Source organism: Microbacterium sp. B19(2022) (assembly GCF_012030385.1).
Classification (GTDB): domain Bacteria; phylum Actinomycetota; class Actinomycetes; order Actinomycetales; family Microbacteriaceae; genus Microbacterium; species Microbacterium oxydans_B.
Genome location: NZ_JAAUVO010000001.1, coordinates 92,205 through 114,005, shown reverse-complemented (window position 1 = coordinate 114,005; position 21,801 = coordinate 92,205). Strand labels below are relative to the sequence as shown.

19 protein-coding genes are annotated in these 21,801 nt (G+C 70.1%); 14 read left to right on the top strand and 5 right to left on the bottom strand.

What is annotated here, in order from left to right:
* Positions 1 to 36 precede the first annotated feature (36 nt).
* The gene (locus HCX50_RS00570; protein ID WP_167632645.1) at positions 37 to 1,338 is read right to left on the bottom strand and encodes a glutamyl-tRNA reductase; all 1,302 of its coding nucleotides are present in this window, start codon (positions 1,336 to 1,338) and stop codon (positions 37 to 39) included.
* Between the two features lie 87 nt (positions 1,339 to 1,425).
* Between HCX50_RS00570 and hemE the strand changes: the two genes are divergently transcribed.
* The 11 genes from hemE to HCX50_RS00515 all read left to right on the top strand — a co-directional run bounded on the left by hemE (position 1,426) and on the right by HCX50_RS00515 (position 10,758).
* A complete protein-coding gene (gene hemE, locus HCX50_RS00565; protein ID WP_167632644.1) occupies positions 1,426 to 2,448 on the top strand; it encodes a uroporphyrinogen decarboxylase in 1,023 nt (340 codons plus the stop codon).
* A 38-nt stretch (positions 2,449 to 2,486) separates the two neighbouring features.
* Positions 2,487 to 4,055, top strand: a complete 1,569-nt coding sequence (locus HCX50_RS00560) for a protoporphyrinogen/coproporphyrinogen oxidase (RefSeq protein ID WP_167632643.1) — start codon at positions 2,487 to 2,489, stop codon at positions 4,053 to 4,055.
* A gap of 150 nt (positions 4,056 to 4,205) precedes the next feature.
* The gene (locus HCX50_RS00555) at positions 4,206 to 4,643 is read left to right on the top strand and encodes a hypothetical protein (RefSeq protein WP_091031652.1); all 438 of its coding nucleotides are present in this window, start codon (positions 4,206 to 4,208) and stop codon (positions 4,641 to 4,643) included.
* 1 nt (position 4,644) lies between these two features.
* Positions 4,645 to 5,052, top strand: coding sequence for a phage holin family protein (locus HCX50_RS00550; RefSeq protein ID WP_029261236.1), 408 nt, complete (start codon positions 4,645 to 4,647; stop codon positions 5,050 to 5,052).
* Positions 5,039 to 5,311 carry a hypothetical protein gene (locus tag HCX50_RS00545; protein ID WP_167632642.1) on the top strand — a complete coding sequence of 91 codons (273 nt, stop codon included), beginning with the start codon at positions 5,039 to 5,041 and terminating at the stop codon, positions 5,309 to 5,311. The genes HCX50_RS00550 and HCX50_RS00545 overlap by 14 nt, the downstream gene beginning before the upstream one ends.
* A gap of 80 nt (positions 5,312 to 5,391) precedes the next feature.
* The gene (gene hemQ, locus HCX50_RS00540) at positions 5,392 to 6,072 is read left to right on the top strand and encodes a hydrogen peroxide-dependent heme synthase (RefSeq protein ID WP_091031640.1); all 681 of its coding nucleotides are present in this window, start codon (positions 5,392 to 5,394) and stop codon (positions 6,070 to 6,072) included.
* Positions 6,073 to 6,077: 5 nt separating this feature from the next.
* On the top strand, positions 6,078 to 7,067 hold the full coding sequence (gene hemC / locus HCX50_RS00535; RefSeq protein ID WP_167632641.1) for a hydroxymethylbilane synthase: 990 nt from the start codon (positions 6,078 to 6,080) through the stop codon (positions 7,065 to 7,067).
* Between the two features lie 6 nt (positions 7,068 to 7,073).
* Entirely contained in the window at positions 7,074 to 7,871 is a 798-nt protein-coding gene (locus HCX50_RS00530; RefSeq protein ID WP_091031633.1) for a uroporphyrinogen-III synthase, read from the top strand.
* Complete coding sequence (gene hemB / locus HCX50_RS00525) at positions 7,868 to 8,845, top strand: porphobilinogen synthase (RefSeq protein WP_091031629.1); 978 nt, start codon at positions 7,868 to 7,870, stop codon at positions 8,843 to 8,845. The genes HCX50_RS00530 and hemB overlap by 4 nt, the downstream gene beginning before the upstream one ends.
* An 18-nt stretch (positions 8,846 to 8,863) precedes the next feature.
* The gene (gene hemL / locus HCX50_RS00520) at positions 8,864 to 10,186 is read left to right on the top strand and encodes a glutamate-1-semialdehyde 2,1-aminomutase (protein ID WP_167632640.1); all 1,323 of its coding nucleotides are present in this window, start codon (positions 8,864 to 8,866) and stop codon (positions 10,184 to 10,186) included.
* A gap of 122 nt (positions 10,187 to 10,308) precedes the next feature.
* On the top strand, positions 10,309 to 10,758 hold the full coding sequence (locus tag HCX50_RS00515) for a hypothetical protein (protein ID WP_091031622.1): 450 nt from the start codon (positions 10,309 to 10,311) through the stop codon (positions 10,756 to 10,758).
* 101 nt (positions 10,759 to 10,859) lie between these two features.
* On the opposite strand, the gene HCX50_RS19690 is transcribed toward HCX50_RS00515, so the two are convergent.
* Positions 10,860 to 12,872, bottom strand: a complete 2,013-nt coding sequence (locus HCX50_RS19690; protein WP_205828682.1) for an ATP-binding cassette domain-containing protein — start codon at positions 12,870 to 12,872, stop codon at positions 10,860 to 10,862.
* Between the two features lie 109 nt (positions 12,873 to 12,981).
* Here HCX50_RS19690 and HCX50_RS00505 point away from each other — a divergent pair, with 109 nt between their 5' ends.
* Positions 12,982 to 14,043: a 3-hydroxyisobutyryl-CoA hydrolase gene (locus HCX50_RS00505; RefSeq protein WP_167632639.1), complete on the top strand. Its 1,062-nt coding sequence runs from the start codon at positions 12,982 to 12,984 to the stop codon at positions 14,041 to 14,043.
* A 23-nt stretch (positions 14,044 to 14,066) separates the two neighbouring features.
* Here the strand turns inward: HCX50_RS00505 and HCX50_RS00500 are convergent, their stop codons facing one another.
* Together HCX50_RS00500 and HCX50_RS00495 are read right to left on the bottom strand one after the other, a co-directional pair.
* Complete coding sequence (locus HCX50_RS00500) at positions 14,067 to 14,465, bottom strand: GntR family transcriptional regulator (protein WP_091031614.1); 399 nt, start codon at positions 14,463 to 14,465, stop codon at positions 14,067 to 14,069.
* A complete protein-coding gene (locus HCX50_RS00495) occupies positions 14,462 to 15,511 on the bottom strand; it encodes a hypothetical protein (protein WP_167632638.1) in 1,050 nt (349 codons plus the stop codon). Before HCX50_RS00495 ends, HCX50_RS00500 begins: the two co-directional genes overlap by 4 nt.
* Positions 15,512 to 15,778: 267 nt before the next feature.
* On the opposite strand from HCX50_RS00495, the gene HCX50_RS00490 reads away from it, so the two are divergent.
* Positions 15,779 to 17,506: an ABC transporter ATP-binding protein gene (locus HCX50_RS00490; RefSeq protein ID WP_167632637.1), complete on the top strand. Its 1,728-nt coding sequence runs from the start codon at positions 15,779 to 15,781 to the stop codon at positions 17,504 to 17,506.
* Positions 17,503 to 19,767, top strand: coding sequence for an ABC transporter ATP-binding protein (locus tag HCX50_RS00485; RefSeq protein WP_167632636.1), 2,265 nt, complete (start codon positions 17,503 to 17,505; stop codon positions 19,765 to 19,767). The genes HCX50_RS00490 and HCX50_RS00485 overlap by 4 nt, the downstream gene beginning before the upstream one ends.
* Positions 19,768 to 19,939: 172 nt before the next feature.
* Here the strand turns inward: HCX50_RS00485 and HCX50_RS20140 are convergent, their stop codons facing one another.
* Positions 19,940 to 21,757: a D-alanyl-D-alanine carboxypeptidase gene (locus tag HCX50_RS20140; protein WP_167632635.1), complete on the bottom strand. Its 1,818-nt coding sequence runs from the start codon at positions 21,755 to 21,757 to the stop codon at positions 19,940 to 19,942.
* Positions 21,758 to 21,801 lie beyond the last annotated feature (44 nt).

Sequence of the window (21,801 nt, the reverse complement as noted above, 5' to 3'; positions counted from 1 at the left end):
AGGGGCGCGCAGAAGGCCGCGGCAAGCGCGAGCGACTCAGGCGGAGGCGGCGTCGTCCGCTGCAGAGATGCCGGCCTCGGGCGCGATGCCGTACAGCGCCGCAAGCGCCGCGGTGAATTCGTCGGCGCGACCGGCGGCGGCGAGCTCGTGGGCGCGCACGGTCGGCGTGTGCAGAAGCACGCCCGAGAGGTGACGCAGAGCCTGCTCGACCTTGCCGTCCTCGTCGCCACGCGCACGGGCACGGTCGATCTCGCGCTCGAGCAGCTCGAAGATGTGCGAGCGCAGGGCCACGACCGACGGGGTCACGCTCTGGCGGGAGCCCACCACATGGAAGGTCTCCGCGGCCTCGCGCACGACGCTGCGTGCGGCATCCGTCGCCTGCAGCTCTTCGAGCGGGGCGTGCAGACGGATGGTCTCGAGGTCGAGCAGTGCGACACCCTCGAGCGTCGCGACAGCGGGGTCGACGTTGCGCGGCATCCCCAGGTCGACCACGAGCCGGCTGTGGGCGCCGACCGGGCAGCCCGCGGCCGCGGCGCCGACCGGGAGTTGCAGGTGCTCCGGGCCGAGCACGGGTTCGGTCGCGGTGGTGCAGGTGATCAGCAGGCTCGAGTGCGCGGCGGTGCGGGCGTACTCGTCGGCGGCGACCGCACGGATGCCGTGCTTCGCGGCGAACACTGCCGCGCGGCCGGAGGGGGAGTACACCGAGATGTCGACGGCGCCGCGCTCACGGAGCGTGGCGAGGGTGACCGCGGCGTAGGCGCCGGTGCCGACCAGCAGCACGCGCTCGGCGGACCAGTCGGCGATGCGGCTGTCGGCCAACTCCAGCGCGAGGCGCACGAGCGAGCGGCCGGCACGACCGAGGGCGGTGACGTTCTTGACCTTGCGCTGCGCCTGGCTGGCGCGCTGGAAGAGGCGCTCGAGCTCGGGCGACGTGGTGCCGTCCTTGCGGGCGGACTTCAGTGCGCGGCGCACCTGACCGGCGATCTCGCCTTCGCCCGAGACGACGGATTCGAGGCCGGAGGCGACGGAGAAGAGATGCTCGGCCACGCGGCGGCCCGAGTGCACCGTGTAGGCGCCGTCGAGTTCGGTGGCGGGGATGCCGGTGGCGGACTCGACCGCCTCGATGACCGCTTCGACGCCGATGGCACCGGCCGCGGTGAGCGGTTCGTCCATTTCCACGTACGCCTCGAACCGGTTGCACGTCGCGAGGACAACGGCACCCTGCACACACGGCGTCATGCCCACGATGGTGGGAGCGACGTCGTCGGGGGTGCGGCTCAGGCGTTCGAGCAGTTCGAAGGAGGCGGTCTTGTGACTCGCCGTGACACACAGCAGCACAGATCGATAGTACCGGAGTGTGCGGCGACCGGGATTCGACCGGGCGAACTCGGCGGCCGCATAAGGGCGGAATGGGAGGATGGGGGCATGGCCCTCTCCGATGCTCCGCTCCTGCGCGCCCTCTCCGGCGACCGCCCCGCCCACGTTCCGGTGTGGTTCATGCGGCAGGCCGGCAGGTCGCTGCCGGAGTACCGCGACCTGCGGGTCGGGACGCGGATGCTCGACGCCTGCCTCACGCCCGACCTCGCCGCCGAGATCACGCTGCAGCCCGTCCGTCGGCACGGGGTGGACGCGGCCGTGTTCTTCAGCGACATCGTCATCCCGCTGCGCCTCGCCGGTGTCGACGTCGAGATCGAGCCGGGGCGCGGGCCGGTGTTCGCGAACCCGGTGCGCACCGCATCCGACGTCGATCGCATCACCGCGATCGATCCCGACGGCCTCGACGGCGCGGCGATCGCGGAGGCCGTGCGCCTCGTCACGGCTGAACTCGGCGATACCCCGCTGATCGGCTTCGCGGGCGCCCCCTTCACCCTCGCGGCGTACCTCGTCGAGGGCGGCCCCTCCAAGGAGCACCTGCGCGCACGGGCGATGATGCACTCCGACCCCGACTCGTGGAACCGTCTCGCCGGATGGCTCGCGAAGGTCTCGCGCCGCTTCCTCGAGACGCAGCGCGATGCCGGAGCATCCGTCGTGCAGCTCTTCGACAGCTGGGCCGGCTCGCTGAGCACGGCGGACTACCGCGCGTTCGTCGCCCCGCACTCCCACGCGGCGCTCGAGGGCATCGGCCTGCCGACCATCCACTTCGGCGTCGGCACGGGGCCGTTCCTCGCCGACATGCGCCTCGACGGCATCGCCGACGGCGTCGGGGTCGACTGGCGTCAGCCGCTGGATGAGGCCGCCGCGATCCTCGGACCGGATGTCACGGTGCAGGGCAACATCGACCCCGCACTTCTCTCCGCCCCCTGGTCGGTGCTGGAGGCGCACGTGCGCGACGTGATCGAGCGCGGCCGCGCGGCCCGGGCACACATCCTCAACCTCGGCCACGGCGTCCCGCCCGAGACCGACCCCGACCAGCTCACCCGCATCGTCGAGCTGGCGCACACCGTCTGAGGCTCAGGCCGCGACGGCCCGATGGGAGAATTGACCGCATGACCTCTGAGCCGTCTTCCGCCGAGCCGTCCGACCTCGCCGCCCGCGCGGCGGAGAAGCACGTCGTCGTCATCGGCGGCGGTATCGGCGGACTCGTCGCCGCACGGGAGTGCGCCAAGGTCGGCATGCAGGTGACTCTGCTCGAGGCCGGTGACGAACTGGGCGGCGCGATCCGCCGGATCGAGCTCGACGGGGTCATGGTGGATGCCGGCGCCGAGAGCTACGCGACCAGGGGCGGCCTGGTGCGGGCACTGGTCGAAGAGCTCGGACTGGCCGACCGCATCGTCGCCCCGCGGTCGGGCGGCGCCTGGCTGGCCGGCATCCCGGGCGTCGGCGCGGCACCGCTGCCGGTCGGCGGCATCCTCGGCATCCCCGCGAACCCGTTCCAGGACGACGTCCGCCGCATCCTCGGGTGGTCCGGCGTCTGGCGCGCCTACCTCGACCGAGTGCGTCCGCCGCTCACGATCGGCCACCAGCTGAGCCTGGGCAAGCTGGTCTCCTCGCGGATGGGATCGAAGGTGCGGGACCGCCTCGTCGCTCCCGTGACCACCGGCGTCTACTCCGCATCTCCCGACGACGTCGACATCGACATCGCGGCTCCCGGCCTCAACGCCGCGCTCACCCGCGTCGGGTCGCTGTCCGGTGCGGTGCAATCTCTTCGGGACGATGCGGCAGCGAAGGCCGGCGTCGCCACGGTGGCGAAGACCCCCGGCGCTGCGGTCGAGGGACTGTCCGGCGGCATGAGCGGGCTCGTCGATGCGCTGGCCGACGACCTGACCCGTCTCGGGGCCGAGGTGCGCACGGGCGTGCGCGTGCGGGGCATTCGCAAGACGGCGAAGGGCTGGGACGTCGAGACCGAGGCCGCCCCGGCGGTCGCCCCAGCGGCCGCAGACGGATCGGATGCACTGGTCGCCGAGCTGCACGCGGCCGAGGCGGTCGAGGTCGAGCCCGTGATCGAGGAGATGGCCGTCGACGCCGTCATCGTCGCCACCCCCGAGACCGCCGCCCGGGCGCTCCTCTCTGCCGCAGCGCCGGCGCTGAAGAACGCCGAGGTCGCCTCGTCGCCCGAGATCGAGATCGTCACCCTCCTGCTCGACGCGCCCGCGCTGGATGCCGCACCGCGCGGCACCGGGGTGCTCACGGTTCCGGGCAGCCACACGGCCAAGGCGCTCACGCACTCGACCGCGAAGTGGGCCTGGGTGCGGGAAGCCGCAGGGCGGCGACACCTCGTCCGGGTCTCGTTCGGTGCGCAGGGCGAGCCCGCCGCGACGGCGGCGCTGAGCGACGAGGCCGCCGCCGATCTCGCGCGGACCGAAGCCGCCGCGATGCTCGGAGTCGCCCTCGCCCCCGAGGCCGTGATCGCCACGCACCGCGGTCGGTTCGTGCAGTCACAGCCGGCGTCGATCATCGGTTCCGGTGAGCGTCGCGCCGCCGCGCGTGCCGCGGTGCAGGCCGTCCCCGGTATCGCGGCGGTCGGCGCCTGGCTCGCCGGCACGGGCCTCGCACAGGTGATCCCGGATGCGCGCGACGAAGCCGACCGCCTGCGCCGCGCCCTGTTGTGGGAGTGAGTGCACGCTCTGTGTCAACCCTCTGACCCATAGATGCCGAAATCGGCATACGGGGCTACGCTGGGAGCCTGGTCGTGGGGAGCGGAAGCCTGCGGGCCATCCAAGCCGGGCGAAGCAGGCCGGACAACCGGAACTAGGTGAGGAGACCCCATGAAGGGGAAGATCGGACTCGTCGTCGGACTCGGCGTGGGCTACGTCCTCGGCACCCGTGCCGGACGTGAGCGCTATGAGCAGATCAAGACGCAGTGGCTGAAGGTATGGGAACTCGATCCCGTGCAGGAGCAGGTCTCCAAGGTCAAGGGCTTCGTCGGTGACAAGGCTGCGGCCGTGCCGGGCGCCCTCTGGACCGGCGTCGTCAAGGTGGCCAAGTCGGTGACCGGCAACGGCACTCCGGGACAGCGGCTCGACTCCGCCATCGCCACCGGTCGTGAGGCCGCGGAAGACCTGGCCGAGGCGACCGAAGAGGCTGTCGAGGCCGCGAAGGCGACCGCCAAGACGAGCAAGCCCGCGTCGAAGCCGGCCGCCTCCAAGTCCACGGCCACGAAGTCGACTGCCGCCAAGTCCGCGCCCAAGAAGACCGGCGCCTGACATGCCCCGCGGATACCGAGATCGTGCCGACGACAGCCTGCTGACCCTCCTCGGGGATCTGCCGGAACTCGTCACGAATCTGGTCAAGGCCGAGATCGACGCCGCCAAGGCGTGGGTCTCGCGCACCTCGAAGGATGCCGGCATCGGTTCCGTGTGGTTCGTCGTCGCGCTGTTCTTCCTGTTCTGGGCGGTGCCGGTGATCCTGGTCTTCGCGATCGCGGGCCTCTCCTCCTGGTGGCCCGTGTGGCTGTCGGCGATCGTCGTGTTCGGCATCCTGATCCTCGCCGTGCTGCTGTTCGCGCTGCTCGGCATCCTGAAGTTCCGCAAGGTCCTCCGCCGTCAGAACCCGGCACAGGCCGTCGCCGAAGACATCCGACTCGTGAAGGAGGCCGGCGATGACGAATTCTGAGTCCCTGCCGCGCACCGTCGTTCCCGCAGGCATCATCGATCCGGTGACCTCTGCTCGAGCCGAGCTGAAGGCCGCGTTGGCCGCCATCGAGGTGAAGGGCAACATCCCCCGCCGCGTCGAGAAGGCATCGACGCGCGCTGCGGCGAAGGCCCGGGTCTTCGCCGACCGCAATCCGCTCGGTGCGATCGCCGCGACCGTCGGAATCGCCGCGGGCGTGGGAGGCGCGGTCTGGGCGATCGCGCGCGCCATCTCGCGCTGACGACGTCATTCCAGGATGCCGCTGATTACCCCGGTCGGGGTGATTAGCGGCTCCTGCGTAAACGAGGCAGACTGGGGAGCATGATGTCCGAAGAGCGCGATGAGAACCCGTCCGGCTTCACCCTCTGGGCCGTCTGGCGACGAAACCCCGACGTTCCCGTGACGGAGACCGAGTCGACCGAGCTCGAGACGATCGTCGCCTACATCGAGGACTCCGGCGTGACCGTCCGCGGCTTCTACGACGTCTCGGGCCTCAAGGCCGACGCCGATCTCATGGTGTGGCTGCACGGCGAGACCGCCGAGGAGCTGCAGAAGGCGCTGCGTCGTCTGCGCCGCACCGAGCTGCTCCGCCCGCTCCTCCCGGTGTGGAACGTCATGGGCGTGCACCGCGACGCCGAGTTCAACCGCGCCCACGTGCCCGGCTTCCTCCGCGGAGTCGAGCCGAAGGACTGGCTGTGCCTGTACCCGTTCGTGCGCACGCCGGAGTGGTACCTGGCCCCCGAAGAGGAGCGTCGCAAGATGCTCGCCGACCACGGCCGCAAGGGTGCTGCGTTCACCGGCGTCCTCGCCAACACGGTCGCCTCGTTCGCGCTCGGCGACTACGAGTGGCTGCTGCCGCTCGAGGCCGATGAGCTCACCGACCTCGTCGACCTGATGCGCGACCTCCGCTACACCGACGCCCGCCTGTACGTGAAGGAGGAGGTGCCCTTCTACACGGGGCGCAGACTCCGGTTCGACGAGATCGCGGACGTTCTGCAGTAAGCGCCATGAGCACCCCCATCCGTCTGGGCACCCGTCGCAGCGCGCTCGCGCAAGCGCAGTCCGGTCATGTCGCCACGGCCCTCGAGAAGATTTCGGGCCGCCCTGTCGAACTCGTCCCCATCACCAGCGAGGGCGACACCAACCGCGCCTCGCTCTCCGAGATCGGTGGCCAGGGCATCTTCGCCACGCGTCTTCGCGAGGCCCTGCTCTCCGGGGAGTGCGACTTCCTCGTGCACTCCCTGAAAGATCTGCCGACGGCGATCCCGGACGGGCTCATGATCGCGGCGACCCCGAAGCGGGAGGACCCGCGTGATGTGGTGCTCACCCGCGACGGCATCCCGCTGCACGAGCTGCGCTCCGGGAGCACGGTCGGCACCGGATCGCCGCGCCGCATCGCCCAGGTGCGCAGGCGCGCGCCGGGCGCCGAGGTCGTCGACATCCGTGGCAACGTCGACTCCCGGCTGGCGCGGGTCACCTCCGGCGAACTCGACGCGGTGATCCTCGCTGCGGCAGGGCTCTCGAGGCTCGGGGCGAAGTCTCCGCTGCGACGCGAGGAACTCGGTCTCGCCGAGTGGCCGACCGCGCCGGGCCAGGGCTCCCTCGCCGTCGAGACGCGGGAGGATGCGCCCGAGGAGCTGCGCTCGGCACTCGCCGGTCTCGACGACCTCGACACCCGACTCGCCATCACGGTGGAGCGCGCGATCCTCGAAGGACTCGACGCGGGATGCCAGGCGCCGATGGCCGCGCACGCCGTGGTCGACGGCTCCTCGATCCGTGTCAGGACCGTCGTCTACGCCGTCGATGGTGGGCGCCGGATCGGCCTCGACGTCACCGAAGACCTGAACGGGGAGTATATTCGTCGGAACGGCAGTGGCAATGGAGCGGATGCTGCCGATGGTGCAGACCCGATGCACGCAGCGCGCGAGTTCGGGTTCACTGTTGCCCGTCGGCTGCTCGATCAAGGGGCGGCCGGCCTCGTACCCCGAGAGCAATAAACCCTCATGACCACTTCCGAAATCAAGCACGACCGACCGCTGGACGGCTGGCGCATCCTGGTGCCGCGTGGCGGGCCGTGGGGCGACGGCGTCGCCGCGAGCCTCCGCGCCCAGGGCGCCGTGCCCGTGGTCGCGCCCCTCATCAACTTCGCGCCCACCACCGACCAGGCGGCGCTCGACGCCGCCCTGGCGGAATTGGCGGCCGGATCCTTCGACTGGCTCACGATCACCAGCGCCACGACGGTCGACGTGCTGTTCGCGCACCGTGCCATCGTCCCCCGTACGACCAAGATCGCGGCCGTCGGAGAGACGACTGCCGCTGCGCTGCAGGCCGTCGGCTACGAGGTCGCTCTGGTGCCGGAGCAGGACAACTCGGCCGAGGGTATGGCGCAGCAGCTGATCGCGCTCGAGACCGCACCGCGCCGCATCCTGGCCCTGCGCAGCGAGATCGCGAAGCCGGTCCTGAGCAAGCAGCTCGCCAAGGCGGGCCACGAGGTCGCCAGCGTCGTCGCCTATCGCACGGTCGGTGTTCCGGTGACCGAGCGCATCCGCCGCGACGTCGAGAACGGCCGCATCAACGCGATCCTCATCACCAGCGGCTCGGTCGCCGAGCAGGTGCGCGAGCAGTTCCCGGAGATCCCCGACGAGACGCTGCTCGCGGCGATCGGACCGCGGACCGCGAAAGATGCGCAGCGCGCGGGCCTCCCGGTGTCGGTGGTGGCCGACCGGCAGACCGTCGATGCACTGATCGACGCGGTCTCGCATTTCACACTTCCGCACGCGGCCGACGAGTTCGCGCCGTGAGCTACCCCGATGTCCGACTGAGGCGCCTGCGTCAGTCGCGGGCCGTGCGCGATCTCGTTCGCGAGACCTCGCTGCAGCCCCGACAGCTCGTCCTGCCCCTCTTCGTCCGCGAAGGCATCGCGGAGCCGGTGCAGATCGGCTCGATGCCCGGGGTCGCCCAGCACTCGATCGACTCGCTGCGCGCTGCCGCCGTCGAAGCGGCGGAGGCGGGCGTCGGCGGCGTGATGCTGTTCGGTGTGCCGGCGGTGCGCGACGCTCGCGGGTCCGGTGCCGACGATCCGCGCGGCATCCTGAACATCGCGACCGAAGCGCTGGCCGCCGAGGTCGGAGATGCGCTGGTGGTGCAGACCGACCTGTGCCTGGACGAGTTCACCGACCACGGCCACTGCGGCGTGCTCGCGGCCGACGGTTCGGTCGACAACGATGCGACGCTCGAGCGCTACGCCTCGATGGCTCTCGCCCAGGCTCGCGCCGGATCCCAGCTGCTCGGGCTGTCGGGGATGATGGACGGCCAGGTCGCGGTGATCCGCGCGGCGCTCGATGCCGAGGGCTTCACCGACACCCTCCTCCTGGCTTATGCCGCCAAGTACGCGAGCGCCTTCTACGGACCGTTCCGCGAGGCGGTGGATTCTCAGCTCAAGGGCGACCGCCGCACGTATCAGCTCGATCCGGGCAACCGGCGCGAGGGCGTCCGCGAGGCCGTCGTCGACGAGGCCGAGGGCGCCGACATCGTCATGGTGAAGCCGGCGATGGCCTTCCTCGATGTGCTGCGCGAGGTGCGCGACACGGTGAGCATCCCGGTGTGGGCGTACCAGGTGTCGGGCGAGTACGCGATGATCGAGGCCGCCGGCGCGAACGGCTGGATCGACCGCCGGGCAGCCGTGCTCGAATCCCTGCTCTCCATCCGTCGTGCGGGTGCCGATGCCGTGCTGACGTACTGGGCGACCGAGGCCGCCGGCTGGCTGCGCGACTGATATCTCCGAGGAGTCCTCATGACCGATCGCAATGACGACCTGTTCTCTGCTGCCCGCGCGGTGATCCCGGGTGGGGTCAACTCGCCCGTGCGCGCCTACGGGTCGGTCGGGGGGACGCCGCGATTCCTCGCTTCGGCGAAGGGTGCCACGGTGACGGATGCCGCGGGGCGCGAGTACGTCGACCTCGTCGCCTCGTGGGGCCCCGCTCTTCTCGGGCATGCGCACCCGGAGATCGTCGCGGCGGTGCAGGAGGCCGCGGCTCGAGGACTCTCGTTCGGTGCCCCGACAGAGGGCGAGGTTGAGCTCGCGGCGCTCATCGCCGACCGGGTCCGCTTCGGGGAGATCCGTCCCATCGAACGTGTGCGTCTGGTGTCGACCGGCACCGAGGCGACCATGACGGCGATCCGTCTCGCGCGCGGTGCGACCGGCCGCGACCTACTGGTGAAGTTCGCCGGGCACTACCACGGCCACTCCGACGGGCTTCTCGCCGAGGCGGGTTCGGGTGTCGCGACGCTGGCGCTCCCCGGCTCGGCCGGTGTCCCTGCGCCGATCGCCGCGCAGACCCTGGTGATCGGCTACAACGACCCCGAGGCGCTGGCCGCGGTGTTCGCCGAGCACGGCCCGCGCATCGCCGCGGTGATCGTCGAGGCGTCGGCGGCGAACATGGGTGTCGTCGCCCCGCTGCCCGGCTTCAACCGGCTGATCGCCGAGACCGCGCACGCGCACGGCGCCCTGATGATCCTCGACGAGGTGCTCACCGGTTTCCGTGTGCACCCGGCAGGGTTCTGGGGTCTGCAGGCGGCGGCGGGCGAAGACTATCTGCCCGACATCTTCACGTTCGGCAAGGTCGTCGGCGGGGGCATGCCCCTGGCCGCGCTCGGCGGTCGCGCCGAGGTCATGGACCTGCTCGCACCGCTCGGCCCGGTCTACCAGGCGGGAACCCTGTCGGGGAACCCGCTGTCCGTCGCGGCGGGCCTGGCGACGCTGCGACTCGCGACCCCCGAGGTGTACGCCACGGTGAATGCGGCATCCGCCCGGGTATCGACCGCCCTCGGTGCTGCGCTCACCTCGGCCGGCGTCACGCACGCCGTGGCCCGAGCGGGCAACCTGTTCAGTGCGTCGTTCCGGGCGTCCGAGCCACGGAACTATGCCGAGGCGCAGGCGCAGGAGTCGTTCCGCTACGCCCCGTTCTTCCACTCCCTGCGCGAGCAGGGCGTGGCTCTTCCGCCGAGTGTCTTCGAGGCCTGGTTCCTCACGGCCGCTCATGGTGAGCGCGAGCTCCAGCTCATCGAGGCGGCGCTCCCGGCGGCCGCCGAGGCCGCTGCTGCAGCAACCTCCTAGCTCTCGGTTCCGGCGAACCGGGAGCGAGGCTCCGGGTGAATGGTGGCAATCGACAAGGGATCGTTGCGTTCCTGTGAGCAACTTCCAGACAACTGGCAGGGCCGCGCTGGCAGACTGAGTGCATGGTGACGTTGCTGCTGGACCAGACGCAACTCGAAGTCGTGCTCTCGCCGCTCGAACGGGCAGCCACCTTCCACCGGGAGAACGTCCGCATCGCGCGCGACACCATCACCAAGGTCCAGCTCACGGACGACGCGTGGACGTGGCTGCGGGGCGTCCCGAACCCCGGCACGCACATCCCCGGCATCCTCGCCGCCGGCAGCTGGAAGGCGGCGGGCAGCCTGGACTTCGTGCTGATCCGCAAACGTCGTCCGAGCGTCGTGATCGACCTCGAGGGCGACGAGCAGTACCGCCGCCTGATCCTGACCACACGGCACGGACTCTCGCTCACGCAGGCGCTGCGTCTCGACGTGTCGACCGAGCCGGCAGACGTCGAAGAGATCGTGGCGACCTCGCCCACCGCCGTCCCGAAGGGCAGCCGTCGGCCGGTCATCCGCCCCCGACCCGCCTGACGACGGGGCGGCCGGCTTCGACCGCCGCTGACCGAACAGAGGAACGCCCTCCGCGACCATGTGGTCGGGAGGGCGTTCTCGGTTCTCGTCGGCGCTGGAGCTCAACCGTGGTGGTTGTCGCCCTCGTGGTGCTCGTCGCCCTCGTGGTGGTTTTCGCCACCGTCGTGGTTCTCGCCACCCTCGTGGTTTTCACCACCGTCGTGGTTCTCGCCGGCCTCGTGACTCTCCTCGGCACCACCGTCGTGGTTCTCCTCGGCGCCGGATTCGTCGTTCGCCTCATCCGATGCGGCCAGGGGGACGGTGTCGATGACGCCGGTGGAGGCGATGCTCCAGTGGGCGTTCTCGGTCGAGGCGTCACCTGCCGATTCCTCGGATGCCGGGCTGAGGGGATAGTCCTTGGGCTCGTCCTCGTAGTAGGCGCGTGCGGCGGCGGCCAGCATCGAGCTGACGGCAGCGGAGCGCGGGTCCTCGTCGACAGCCTCACCGGCGGCCTCCGGCCTGTCCGAGGAGTCGAGGTCAGCGGCGTCGAGGTCTGACGCGTCGTCGTCGGCATCGGCATCGGAGCTGTCGGCATCGGAGCTGTCGGCATCGGAGCTGTCGGCGAGGTCGGCGAAGATCTCGACGCCCGAGGCATGGTCGTCGGTGTCTTCGACGTCGGCAGGCTGCTGCTCGGAAGCCTCGTCCGCGGCGTGCTCGTCATCCGACGTGTCGAAGATCTCGGCAACGCTGTGGCGTGCCTCCTCGGTGACCGTCGGCGCATCGGCCGCGGCTGGCGCCGCCGCCCCGAACAGGATCTCGTCGAAGGACCGTGCCGGGGGCTCGGTGGACTCGGACTCGTCCGCGCTCGCCTCGTCGGCATTCGCCTCGTCGTCTACGTCGGCATCCGCTTCGGCAGGCTCAGCGTGCGCGTCGTCGGCGGCAGGAACCTCATCCGCGGGCGTGGACTCGTCGGTGGCGGGCTCGTCGCCGACCTCTTCCTCGGAGTCGCCGTCTTCCTCGGAGTCGCCGTCGGTGCGGGCGGTGCCCACCGCGGCGAGATCGTCGGCGACGGCCTCATCGGCGGGAGCTGCGGCGGCCTCGGCCGCCCATGCTGCCGCTGCGGCGACGGGGATCGCGACCACGGACTCGTTCGGCGCGAGGGTGGCGTCGGCGGCCAGGGCCTCAGCGGCCACGGGAGGAGCGATCGGCTGTGCCTGTGCCGGGTAGGCGGGCGGCGCGTGCCTGCCGCCACGCATCAGATCGATGAAGACGTCTTCCAGCGTCGGTCCGCGCTGCACGAGCGTGCTCAGGGCGATGCCTGCTTCGGCGGCCACAGCGCCGACCGTGCCGGCGTCACCGCCACGGACGGTCAGGCCCGAGCGCAGCACCTCGATGTCGAACCCGGCTTCGGAGAGAGCGGCGCTGAGCGCATCACGATCCGCGGCATCGACGATGACGGAGCCGCCCTTCGGGTCGGCCAGGGTCTCGATGCCGCTGGCCAGCACCAGCTGGCCCTTCGACAGCACGAGCACGTTGTCGGCGACCTGCTCCACCTCGCTGAGGACGTGCGACGACACGAGCACCGTGCGCCCTTCGTCCGCGAGGCGGCGCATCAGCAGACGCATCCAGCGGATGCCTTCCGGATCCAGCCCGTTGGCCGGCTCGTCGAAGACCAGGGCCCCGGGGTCGCCGAGAAGCGCGTGCGCGACGCTGAGCCGCTGGCGCATGCCGAGCGAGAATCCGCCGATCCGCGAGTCGCCCTCACCGTCGAGACCGACCAGCGAGAGGACCTCGCCCACGCGCGCCAGGGGCACGCCGTTCGCCTTCGCGGCGATCGTCAGCTGCCGTTCGGCGGTGCGCCGCGGGCGGTAGGCGGTCTCTTCCAGCACGGCGCCGATCGTGCGCAGCGGCTGACGCAGCTCGCTGTAGGCCGTGCCGCCGATCGTCGCGGTTCCGGATGTGGCGCGCACCTGACCGAGCAGGATGCGCAGCGTGGTGGTCTTGCCGGCTCCGTTGGGGCCGAGGAAGGCGGTGACGGCTCCCGGCTCGACGCGCGCGGAGAAGTCCGAGACGGCGGTCACCTCATTGAAGCGCTTCGTCACGTGCGTGAACTCCAGCACCTGTCCTTCGGGCATCGTGACCTCTCGTCGCGTTGAACAGTTCCTCCCTATCCTGCCGGAAAAGCCTGTCGGATCCCGCATTTCGCGCGGAATACCGCCCTTCGGGAGAGGTAGCCTGGCACGCGTGACCGATTCTCAGGCTGCCTCCCGTGTCCTCGCCCGCACCGAAGGGGCACTCGGGCGGCTCACCCTCAACCGTCCGGAGGCGATCAACGCCCTCGACGCGGAGATGATCGGGAACCTCACCGAAACCCTCACCGCATGGCGCGACGACACCGATGTGCAGATCGTGCTGATCGACGGCGCGGGGGAGCGCGGCATGTGCGCCGGTGGCGACGTGCGCGCGCTGCACGGGCAGATCGTGGCGGGGCAGGCCGAACGGACCGCGGAGTTCTTCCGCGCCGAGTACGCCCTGAACGCGATGATCGCCGAGTACCCCAAGCCGGTCGTCGCCTACGCGGACGGCATCACCATGGGCGGCGGCATCGGGCTCGCCGGCCACGCCGCCATCCGCATCGTCACGGAGCGGTCGAAGCTCGCGATGCCCGAGACCCGCATCGGCTTCACGCCCGACGTCGGCGGCACCTGGCTTCTCGGACGGGCGCCTGGGCGTTTCGGCGAGTACTTCGGACTCACCGGATCGACGATGAACGGCGCGGATGCCGTGTACCTCGGCTTCGCCGACCACTTCGTGCCCTCGGACCGTCTGGAGGCGCTGAGCGAAGCACTCGCCTTCCGCGCGGACCCGACCGGGCCCAGCGAGATCGTGCTGCTCTTCGACGAGACGCCCGAGCCCACGCAGCTGCCGGCATCGCGGGAGTGGATCGACGAGGCGTTCTCCGCACCGACCGTGACCGAGATCGTCGCGCGTCTGCGTCGGCAGGGGACCACGGATGCCGTCGCCACGGCCGACCTCCTGGAGGGCCTCGCGCCGACCGGACTCACCGTGACCCTCGATGCCGTGCGCGAGGCGAGGGAGATGTCGGGCCTGCGCGCGGCACTCGAGGGCGAGTACCGACGGGTGCTGTGGTTCGTGAACCAGCATCCCGACCTCGTCGAGGGCATCAGGGCGCAGCTGGTCGACAAGGACCGCAACCCGAAGTGGGACCCGTCGACCCTGGCGGAGCTCGCTCCGGATGCCGGTGCCCCCGCCCGGAACTACGTGCCGCAGCCGGCCCTTTTCTGAGGTCGCATCGCGCGATCCGTGGCCTACGCGCCCTCGTCGGCCACGGACGGATCCGGGGTGCGCGTCTGCCAGATCGTCCGGAGCACGTCGACCACGTCATCCGGATCGGCATCGACGGATGCGGCCTCCTCGACCAGTTCGCGGATGCGACGGATGACGGATGCCGGAAGCACACCCGCGGTCTCCGCCACCCGTGTGCCCGCTGCGGTGCGCGAGATCACGAGCCCCTCACCCTCGAGCATCTTGTATGCGCGTGCGGCCGTGCCGGGAGCGACGCCCAGATCGCTCGCGGTCTGGCGCACCGTCGGCAGCCGTTCGCCGGCGCCGAGCTGTCCGGAGACGATCAGGCCACGCAGCTGTCGGTAGATGTCGAGAGCCGGATTCGCCTCGTCGGCCGGCGACAGCTTCGGGTTCGGGCTCACTGTGCGGCCCTCGACTCGGCGGTGCGCGGGGCCGGAGCGGTGGACTCGGAGCCCTGCGCCAGCTGCGCGGTCACGAGGAACAGGATCACGAACCCCGTGATCTCGAGGGCCGGAGCAGCCCACCCCCCGATGGCCGCAACCTCGCCGTATCGCCAGAACGCGTCGTAGGTGTCGCTGCGGCCGTCGCCCATGACCGTGAGCCCGGCGACCGATCCCGCCTCGGCGATGAACCGGAGTGCGCCCGCCAGAGCGAGCAGGGCCGCAGAAGCCGCGAGCCGGCTGATCCCGCTCGCGATGTCGCGACGCTCGCGCTGTTCGGCGACGACCGTCTCCGGGCGGAGGAACGCGCGAGCAGAGTTGGCCTGCAGCGCCGCCACGACGACGGCGATGAGGGCGGCGGTACAGATGAGCACGGGGATGCCGTACGCCCATCCGTAGAACCAGGGCCGGATCGGATCGATGGTCTCGTTGGGGACGTCGATCTCGAGGTAGACATACGGACCGCCGTTGAGGTTCGACGATGCGAGTCCGGCGAGCAGCGTGGTCGTCATGAGGGCGAGAAGGGCGAGGGCGGTGCCCACCGACCCCACGCGGGAGCTGAAGGTCAGCCAGGTCCGGCGTGCGGAGACGACGGGACGCTCCGGAGGGGTGCTGCCTCGTGTCGCGATCATCGCCAGCAGGATGGCCACGCCGACGGATGCCGTGAAGACGGGAGTCGCGTACCGCCACCAGCCGACGACGCCGTTGAGGCTCACGCCGAACATCCCCAGGACGTACCCCGTGATCAGGTTCTCGGCGGCGAAGATTACGATCACGGCGATCGCCGCGATGCCGAGGGTGCGGTGCTCCGGCGTATAGCGGGCGGACACGGCGGTGGACGCCGAGGGCGTGAGCCGGACGCGGCTCCGTCGCCGTGCCGCCCCTCGGGGCGAGACCGCGATCCCCGCCGCGATGATCGCCGCGAGGATCAGGGAGACCAGCGGCAGCGACAGGAGCGCGCCCAGCAGCGGGATCGGGTCGAGCAGAGATGCGATGTGCGGAAGCATTGGGGGTCCGTTCTCGTTTGTGTCATATGTCTATCACAAGTTGTATCAACGAGTAAACACAAGAGATGCTCCGTCCGGGTCGTTCATTTTTTCGCCGGCGTGCAGAAACCGATGATCTCCGGGTGGAGGGGTTCGCTGTCAGCGAAGGTCAGCCCCGAGGGGGATACGAATGTCCACGGTTCGTGGCACTCTGTCTTGTGGCCGGTTGTCGGTCGGCATCCGTCTGCCGAGAAACCCGCCGTTTCATCCTTCCTAGAAAGTCCGCCTGTGCTGGGAAAAATCCTCTTCCGCTATCTCTCCCGATACCGGTGGCTGCTGCTCGGTGTGCTGGTGTTCCAGCTCGCCAGCGCTGCGGCGACCCTCTACCTCCCGCGCCTGAACGCCGACATCATCGACAAGGGCGTCGCCCAGGGTGACACCGCCTACATCTGGGGCACGGGTCTGTTCATGCTCGCCGTGTCGCTGGGGCAGATCATCGCCTCGGTCACCGCGACCTTCTTCGCCGCGCGCGCCGCGATGGGCGCCGGCCGCGACATCCGCGCCGACGTCTTCGGCAAGGTCAGCGGCTTCTCCGAGCGCGAGGTGTCGCAGTTCGGCGCCGGCTCGCTCATCACCCGCAACACCAACGACGTGCAGCAGGTGCAGATGCTCGCGATGATGGGCGCCACCATGCTCGTCACCGCCCCGCTGCTCGCGATCGGCGGCATCTTCTTCGCCATCCAGACCAACGTCGGCCTCAGCTGGCTGATCGCGGTCTCGGTGCCGGCGCTGCTGATCCTCGCCGCGCTCGTGATCGGCCGGATGGTGCCGCTGTTCCGCAGCTACCAGGGCAAGCTCGACAACGTCAACCGCATCATGCGCGAGCAGCTCACCGGTGTGCGCGTCGTGCGCGCGTTCGTGCGCGAGCGCATCGAAGAAGAGCGTTTCCGCGGGGCCAACACCGACATCATGGTCGTCGGCCGCAAGGTCGGCTCGCTGTTCGTGCTGCTGTTCCCGCTGTTCATGCTCATCCTCAACGTGACCGTCGTCTCGGTCATCTGGTTCGGCGGCATCGAGGTCAACAACGGCACGGTGCAGGTCGGCACGCTGTTCGCCTTCATGCAGTACATCGGCCAGATCATGGGCGGTGTCATCATGGCGAGCTTCATGGCGATGATGATCCCGCGCGCCGCGGTCTCCGCCGAGCGCATCGGCGAGGTGCTCGACTCCGAGTCCACCCTGGCGCGCCCCGAGAACGGCGTCACCGAGTTCCCGGTGCCCGGAGCAGTCGCGCTCGACGACGTCGAGTTCACCTACCCCGGCGCCGACTCCCCGGTGCTGCGCGGCATCAGCTTCGCGGCCGAGCCCGGAGAGACGGTGGCGATCGTCGGCTCGACCGGTTCCGGAAAGACGACCCTCATCTCGCTCATCCCGCGGCTCTTCGACGTCTCGGGCGGCTCCGTCCACGTCGGCGGCACGGATGTGCGCGAGGCCGACGTCGAGTCGCTGTGGGACAGCATCGGCCTCGTGCCGCAGCGTCCGTTCCTCTTCACCGGCACCGTCGCGTCGAACCTGCGCTACGGACGCGAGGAGGCGACCGATGAAGAGCTCTGGCACGCGCTCGACATCGCGCAGGGTCGCGACTTCGTCGAGGAGATGCCCGATGGGCTCGACTCGCGCATCGCCCAGGGCGGCACGAACGTCTCCGGCGGTCAGCGGCAGCGTCTCGCGATCGCGCGTGCGATCGTGCACCAGCCGCAGATCCTCGTGTTCGACGACTCGTTCTCGGCACTCGACCTCACCACGGATGCCCGGTTGCGCCAGGCGCTGTGGCGGGAGCTCCCGCACGTGACGAAGATCGTGGTCGCGCAGCGCGTCTCCACGATCACGGATGCCGACCGCATCGTCGTCCTCGACGGCGGCACCATGGTCGGCGTCGGCACGCATGAGCAGCTGCTCGAGACGAACGACACCTATCGAGAGATCGTCGAGTCGCAGCTGGGGGTGGACGCATGAGCGAGCAGAACAACGAACAGGGCACGGTCAAGCGCGGCCGCGGCCGCGGCAAGGCGGCGACGGCAGTGGCCGAGGTCGAGCTGTCGGCCGAGGAGCAGTACGAGGCCGAGCTCGCCGAGCAGGCGCGCCAGAACTCGGGTGACTGGGACAGCGTGGCGCCGGGCAAGGCCGACAACTTCGGTCCGAGCTTCGCGCGCATGATCGGGCTGCTGAAGCCCTCGGCGATCTGGTTCGTCTTCGTGTCGATCCTCGGCGCCTTGGGCGTCGTGCTCACGGTCGCCGCGCCCAAGGTGCTCGCCGAGGCGACGAACCTCGTCTACAAGGGCTTCATCTCCATCCAGCTCGGGCAGCCGAACGGCGACTTCCCCGGTTTCCCGGCCGGCACACCGCAAGACGTCGTGATCGATGCGCTGCGTGGTTCCGGTCAGGATGACTTCGCGAACCAGGTCGGGGCGCTGGGCGACTTCACCGTCGGCCAGGGCGTCGATTTCGAGGCGCTGCGTCTGGTGATCGCCGCGGTGCTCGCGATCTACGTGGCTGCGGCATTCCTCACCTGGATCCAGGGTTACGTCATCAACGTGATCATGGTGCGCACCATGTGGCGACTGCGTGAGTCGGTCGAGGCGAAGATCAACCGCCTGCCGCTGGCGTACTTCGACAAGGTGCAGCGCGGTGAGCTGATCTCGCGCGTCACGAACGACATCGACAACATCACGCAGACGATGCAGCAGTCGCTCTCCGGTGCACTCACCTCGGTGCTCACCGTGATCGGCGTGCTCGTCATGATGTTCTCGATCTCGTGGCAGCTCGCGCTCGTCGCACTCATCACGCTGCCGCTCATGGCGGTCATCTTCGGCATCATCGGACCGCGTTCGCAAAAGGCCTTCGGCACGCAGTGGCGCAAGGTCGGTCGACTGAACGCCCGTGTCGAGGAGGCATTCTCCGGTCACGCGCTGGTGAAGGTCTTCGGACGCGAGAAGGACGCGCTGGACAAGTTCCAGGTCGAGAACGAAGAGCTGTTCCAGGCGAGCTTCAAGGCACAGTTCCTCTCCGGCATCATCATGCCGGCGATGATGTTCGTCGGAAACCTCAGCTACGTGGGCATCGCGGTGCTCGGTGGCCTGATGGTCGCGAACGGCCAGCTGCGCCTCGGTGACGTGCAGGCGTTCATCCAGTACTCGCAGCAGTTCACGCAGCCGCTGTCCGAGTTGGGTGGCATGGCTGCCGTGGTCCAGTCGGGCACGGCATCCGCCGAGCGGGTGTTCGAGCTGCTCGACGCCGACGAGCAGGAGGCGGACGACGCCGATGCTCCCGAGCTCGTCGAGGGCAAGGGCGTCATCGAGTTCGAGAACGTCGCGTTCTCGTACACGCCCGACCGCCCGCTCATCCGGGACCTGTCGTTCCGGGTGGAGCCGGGGCAGACGGTCGCGATCGTCGGACCCACCGGAGCGGGCAAGACGACGCTGGTCAACCTGATCATGCGCTTCTACGAGCTCAGCGGCGGACGCATCACCCTCGACGGTCAGGACATCGCCGAGGCGACCCGCGACGAACTGCGCTCACGCACCGGCATGGTGCTGCAGGACCCGTGGCTGTTCGCCGGCAGCATCCGCGAGAACATCCGATACGGTCGCTCCACGGCGACCGATGAAGAGGTTCTCGCCGCCGCCAAGGCGACCTACGTCGACCGCTTCGTGCATGCCCTTCCCGAGGGTTACGACACCGTGCTCGACGAGGATGCCGCGAACGTCTCGGCGGGCGAGCGTCAGCTCATCACGATCGCCAGGGCATTCGTCGCGCAGCCGTCGATCCTCATCCTCGATGAGGCCACGTCGGCGGTCGACACCCGCACCGAGCTGCTGCTGCAGCACGCGATGGCTGCGCTCCGCGAGGGTCGCACGTCGTTCGTGATCGCGCACCGCCTGTCGACCATCCGCGACGCCGACCTCATCCTCGTGATGGAGCACGGCGACATCGTGGAGAAGGGCACGCACGACGAGCTCATCGCCGCGCAGGGCGCTTACTGGCGTCTGTACCAGTCGCAGTTCGAGCAGGCAGCGACCGACATCGACGCCGAGGACGCTCTCACCGGATCGACGCCCGTCGTCGTCACCGGAGAGGCCGGCGACGACGAGAGTGCGAAGGAAGAAGCCGCCGCCGTGGCCGGAGCATCGGTCGGGGCCCAGGCGCCCGCGGCCGAGGTCGCCGCCGCGCAGGCTCTGCTCGAGGACGGCGCCGACGGCTCCGCTCCTCGCGGCTGATCCCGCCGCACACGCCTCACGCACAGCGCCCCCTCCCGCACACGCGGGGTGGGGCGCTGTGCTGTGTGCGCGTTTCTGTGTGCGCTGTGCTGTGCGGAGCAGGTGAGGAGCCAAAGAACGCCGCCTCCTCAGGCCTGGAGGCGGCGTTCTTTGACTCTTCAGGGTGAGAGAGTCAGCGTGCGTCGGTGGTGATGCCGAGGAGCTCGAGCGGGTGGGTCAGACGCCACCAGGGACTCGGGCCCTCGACGTCTCGCGCCAGGACCAGGGGAACCGTCGCGCTGTCGAGCGGTCCGACGGCGGTCATCGTTCCCACCGTGTCGTCTTCATCGCGCTCGTCCGCGAGGTCGAAGGTCGGCGTCGCCGTCGCAAGGGCGCCGTTCCAGAGCACCACATCGGCGTCGGAGTCGGTGACGACCTCGACATCCTCGCCCCACAGGGTCGTGACGCGTCCGACGACCGTGCCCGCGGCGACCGCCGGGCCCTGCGCCTGCAGTGCAGTTTCGGTCTCGGCGAAGAGCGAGCGGGTCAGGGCGAGCCGCTCATCGTCGCCCGCCTGGTTCAGCGCGGCGGCGTACAACTTCACCGTCGTGTCGCCGACCGTCACATCCTTCGCCGTGAGCAGGTTCCAGCCGACCAGCGTGCCGGTCTTGATGCCGACGACACCCGGGTCGGCGAGCATCTTGTTCGTGTTGACGACCGTGCCCGCGCCGGGCAGGTCGACCGATTTCGTTCCCACGATCTCGGCGAACACCGGATTCTGCATCGCCAGCTCGCCCAGTGCGATGAGCGAATCGGGCGTCGAGACGTTGCCTTCGTCGAAGCCCGACGGGGTGACGACCGTGATGCCGGTGAGGTTGCGCTCTCTCAGCCAGGTCTCCGCGGCGGACGCGAACTCCCGGTCGGAGCCCCAGATCTCGGAGGCGAGTCGATCGATGTAGTTGTTCGCCGAGCCGAGGAGCGTGCCCTGCAGCAGCTGGTACTCGGTCAGCACGCCGTCGACGGGCACATCCAGCGCCGACTGATCACTGCGCCGGTAGTCCCAGTACTCCACGCTGTCGCGGTAGCTGAAGCGGAACTCGGGGCCCTGCTCGCCGAGGGCCAGCGGCATCCGGTCGAGCACCATCAGGCTGCTCACGACCTTGGTGATGCTCGCGATGCTGACGGCACCGGGGTTCGAGGCCACCGTGCTCAACCCGCCGATGCCGACAGCGGCGCTGCCCTCGCCGGGCCAGGTGGGCGCAGCCGCGGCGGCGGGGACCGTGCTGAACTCGACGGACTGCACCGTGGGCGGCACTTCGTGCAGCGGCCAGAGCATCGTCGTGCCGGCGTAGGCGGCGACGATCGCGACCAGCGTCGCCAACGGCACCAGGATCCCCGGACGGGCGATCGCCGGTCGCAGGTGGGCCCCGCGCATCAGTCCGCCTGTCTGCTCAGCCTCGGCCGGCTCGTCGAGGGTGGCGAGAGGCGGGTGCGCGGCGACCGTTGCGGCATCGACCCAGGTGAGGGCCGTCGCCCCGGTCGTGTCATCCGCCCACTGCGGTGCGCTCGCGTCGAGGAGAGCATTCGCGTCGTCCGCCGGTTCTTCACCGGTCGTCCGCTCGGACGGGACGAACGGCGGTTTGGTCAGCGGGGGTGTCGTCGGGATCGCATCCCCGGGCTCAGCGGGCTCCATGGCCTCGACGGGCTCGACGGGTTCGGTGAGGAACTCGGGTTCCGGCTCGACGTCGCCGCCCGTGGACTTCTGCGTCGTGAACAGCGCGCCGATCGCCGCGGAGTCGACCGGGATCGCCGGGGCCACGACGGCGTCCGGAGGGCGCACATCGCCCGCGAACAGCCGGTCGGCGGCGAAGGCTGAGGAGTCGCCGGAGTCCGCTGCAAGAGCGTCCCGCGCGGCCGGCAGGGCGTCGACGGGTCCGGAGGGGACGGCGTCCGGCGAGCTGTCGCCATCGACGACGCCCGTCGCCTCGTCGGCGGGATCTGAAGCGGTCACTCGTTTACGGTACCCAATCCCGGGCGCGTTGCGCGGCGCGCAGC

Coding starts and splice junctions, on each gene's coding strand:
- HCX50_RS00555 (WP_091031652.1), top strand. CDS start 4,206: ATGAAGGGGAAGATCGGACTCGTCGTCGGACTCGGCGTGGGCTACGTC.
- HCX50_RS00550 (WP_029261236.1), top strand. CDS start 4,645: ATGCCCCGCGGATACCGAGATCGTGCCGACGACAGCCTGCTGACCCTC.
- hemE (WP_167632644.1), top strand. CDS start 1,426: ATGGCCCTCTCCGATGCTCCGCTCCTGCGCGCCCTCTCCGGCGACCGC.
- hemL (WP_167632640.1), top strand. CDS start 8,864: ATGACCGATCGCAATGACGACCTGTTCTCTGCTGCCCGCGCGGTGATC.
- hemC (WP_167632641.1), top strand. CDS start 6,078: ATGAGCACCCCCATCCGTCTGGGCACCCGTCGCAGCGCGCTCGCGCAA.
- hemQ (WP_091031640.1), top strand. CDS start 5,392: ATGATGTCCGAAGAGCGCGATGAGAACCCGTCCGGCTTCACCCTCTGG.
- HCX50_RS19690 (WP_205828682.1), bottom strand. CDS start 12,872: ATGCCCGAAGGACAGGTGCTGGAGTTCACGCACGTGACGAAGCGCTTC.
- HCX50_RS00560 (WP_167632643.1), top strand. CDS start 2,487: ATGACCTCTGAGCCGTCTTCCGCCGAGCCGTCCGACCTCGCCGCCCGC.
- HCX50_RS00495 (WP_167632638.1), bottom strand. CDS start 15,511: ATGCTTCCGCACATCGCATCTCTGCTCGACCCGATCCCGCTGCTGGGC.
- HCX50_RS00515 (WP_091031622.1), top strand. CDS start 10,309: ATGGTGACGTTGCTGCTGGACCAGACGCAACTCGAAGTCGTGCTCTCG.
- HCX50_RS00545 (WP_167632642.1), top strand. CDS start 5,039: ATGACGAATTCTGAGTCCCTGCCGCGCACCGTCGTTCCCGCAGGCATC.
- HCX50_RS00530 (WP_091031633.1), top strand. CDS start 7,074: ATGACCACTTCCGAAATCAAGCACGACCGACCGCTGGACGGCTGGCGC.
- HCX50_RS00485 (WP_167632636.1), top strand. CDS start 17,503: ATGAGCGAGCAGAACAACGAACAGGGCACGGTCAAGCGCGGCCGCGGC.